Genomic DNA, 3125 nt, shown 5'->3' with positions numbered 1-3125 from the left:
CGTTGAATTCACGGCTGGCCTTCAAGTTCTGTTGCGATTCAACTGGAGACCTGCGATGGCAAAATCCGTCTCCCCTGACTCATTGCCGGCAGCTCCCTGGCACGCCCTGCCCGAAGAGGAAGTTGCCCGCCAAATCGTTGCAGAGGAACTGCCTCTGGCAGCGCTTTTGGAGCGGGGTCTATCTCAGGCTGAGGTGATCCAACGGCAGAAGCAATATGGCCCCAACGAGCTAAAGGCCAAGGCAGCTACCCCGGCCTGGGTGAAGTTTCTGCAGCAGTTCAACCAATCCTTGCTCTACATCTTGATGGTTGCCGGGGCGGTCAAGGCGTTCTTGGGATCCTGGCGCAATGCCATCGTGATCTGGGCGGTGGTGGTGATCAACGCCCTCATCGGCTACATCCAAGAGTCCAAAGCGGAGGAAGCGATCGCCGCCCTGGCCCAGTCGGTGGTGACGGAGGTTACTGTCATCCGGGAGGGGCAAAAACTGCGGGTGCCCTCGCGGGAGCTGGTGCCGGGGGATGTGGTGCTGCTGAGTTCGGGAGATAAGGTGCCCGCCGACCTGCGCTTGCTAAGCGTGCGCAACTTACAGGTGGATGAATCGGCCCTGACAGGGGAGTCGGTGCCGGTGGAAAAACGGCTGGGATCCCTCCCCGAAGACACGCCGTTGGCCGAGCGCCAGAACATGGCCTATGCCGGCAGCTTCGTGACCTTTGGCCAAGGGGCGGGGGTGGTGGTGGCCATCGGTAACCAGACCCAAACAGGCCGCATCTCCAAGCTGATCGAGGAAGGGGGATCCCTGCAAACTCCCCTGACACGTAAGTTTGAGGCGTTCAGCCTGACTTTGCTGAAAATTATCCTCACCTTGGCTGCGCTTACTTTTCTGGTGGGGCTGGTGCAGGGCCAAGCGGCAGCGACTGTCTTTGAGGCGGCAGTGGCGCTGGCGGTGAGTGCTATCCCCGAAGGCTTGCCGACGGTAGTCACTGTAACCTTGGCGATTGGGGTTTCCCGCATGGCAAAACGCCACGCCATTATCCGCAAGCTGCCGGCGGTGGAGACCCTGGGCAGCGCTACGGTAATTTGCTCTGACAAAACCGGCACCCTCACGGAAAACCAGATGACGGTGCAGGCCATCTACGCCGGATCCCAGCTCTACCGAGTCACAGGCAGTGGCTACAGTCCTCAGGGACAAATCCTGGCCCAGGAGGGGGGTGATCCAGTGGAAGTGGAGCGGCTGCTGGCGTTACAGGCTTGCCTCGTAGCTGGCTGCCTCTGCAACGACACCCGCCTCCAACCCAAGGACAAGGGCCAGTGGGAAGTTGTAGGGGATCCCACCGAGGCGGCTCTGCTTGTGGCGGCTCAGAAAGGGGGCTTGGATCGAGAAGATCTGCAGCGCCGCCGCCCTCGCCTGGACAGCATCCCCTTTGAATCCGAGTTTCAGTACATGGCCACCCTGCACCGGCTGGGGCCAGAAGAGCATTGCCTCTATGTCAAGGGATCCGTAGAGGCTCTCTTGTCCCGCTGCCATAGCCAGATGGGATCCCAGGGGGAGATCCAGCCTCTGGAAGAGGAGCGGATTCGCCAGCAGGTGGAGGCCTTGGCACGGCAGGGGCTGCGAGTTCTGGCCTTTGCCCAAAAAACTGTCCCCAGCAGCCAAACTCGGGTGGATCACCCAGATCTGCAGGAGGGTTTAATCTTCCTCGGTTTGCAGGGAATGATTGACCCGCCGCGGCCGGAGGCCATTGCCGCCGTGCGTTCCTGTCAAACGGCTGGGATGCAGGTGAAGATGATCACCGGCGACCACGTGCTCACGGCTCAGGCCATTGCCGAGCAGATGGGCTTGGGCGGTGGCAAACCAGTCAAAGCCTATAGCGGCCAGGATCTGGAGCGGCTCAGTCCCGAGAAGTTTGTTACAGCCGCCAATGAGGGATCCGTCTTCGCACGGGTGGTGCCAGAGCAAAAGCTGCGCCTGGTGGAAGCTCTGCAAGCGCGGGGGCAGATCGTGGCCATGACCGGCGATGGCGTCAACGACGCTCCGGCCCTAAAGCAAGCAGATGTGGGGATTGCCATGGGGCGAGGCGGCACCGAAGTGGCCAAAGCTGCTGCCGACATGATCCTGACCGATGACAACTTCGCCTCCATTGAGGCAGCCGTTGAGGAGGGGCGCACGGTTTACAACAACCTGCTCAAAGCCATTGCCTTCATCCTGCCGGTGAACGGGGGGGAATCGATGACGATTCTCCTCAGCGTGCTGCTCAACCGCGAGCTCCCCATTCTGGCCATTCAAGTGCTGTGGCTAAACATGATCAACTCCATCACCATGACGGTGCCTCTTGCCTTTGAGCCGAGCACAGGCCGAGAGATGACTCGCCCACCGCGGGATCCGGAGGCCAACTTGCTCTCTCCTAGGCTGCTGCAGCGCATCCTGCTGGTGTCCGTGTTCAACTGGATCTTGATCTTCGGGGTTTTTGAATACATCGAACAAACCACCGGCAACCTTAACCTGGCCCGCACCATGGCCATCCAAGCGTTGGTGATCGGGCGAATTTTCTATTTGCTCAGCCTCAGCCAGGCCATTCCTACCCTGTTGGGCCGTGGACGTGCCAGCCAATTGGAGCGCCATGAGCGCCTCATGGATACAGCAGCCATTGCCATCGGCATTGGGGCGGCCATCCTGCTGCAGATCCTCTTCAGCCAGTGGAGCCTGTTCAACATTATCTTCGACACAGCACCCCTGTCTTGGGAGCAATGGGGCTTTTGTTTGCTGGTGAGCTTGCCACTCATCGTTGTCTCAGCGGCAGCCAATCGAGTGGATCCTGAATGAATAACTTGCTTTGGGCAACTCGCGCTCACTGCGCTCCCATCTGAAGAAGTGCCGAAGAGGGGATCCCTCAGCCATTACTCAGATGTAGCCGGCCTCTGCCAAGAGATAAAAATGCCTGCTGGCCTAGGTCTGATGGCATCCAGCTTCACACCGCTCTGGCTGTCTTTTCGACCGATTTGCGCAAGGCAATCACCATCTCAGCGGCGGTTTTTTGGAAAGTCGAGCCTGTTTTCTGGCTGTGATCAGAGTTTGGGGCAGCCGACGAGTGGGGATGAGGCTGTAGAAAGCGGGGAGTCGGATCTAC

General features: G+C 59.6%; 1 protein-coding gene. It reads left to right on the top strand.

Annotated elements, in window-relative coordinates; translation table 11 throughout:
* The first annotated feature begins 55 nt into the window (after positions 1-55).
* Entirely contained in the window at positions 56-2821 is a 2766-nt protein-coding gene (locus NW856_RS05250) for a cation-transporting P-type ATPase (protein WP_414399421.1), read from the top strand.
* The last annotated feature ends 304 nt before the right edge of the window (positions 2822-3125 follow it).

Origin of the sequence: Synechococcus sp. R3-13 (genome assembly GCF_047462195.1) — a bacterium.
GTDB lineage: Bacteria > Cyanobacteriota > Cyanobacteriia > Thermostichales > Thermostichaceae > Thermostichus.
The sequence above is the reverse complement of the archived record's forward strand: the minus strand, read 5'-3'. Positions and strand labels throughout refer to the sequence as shown.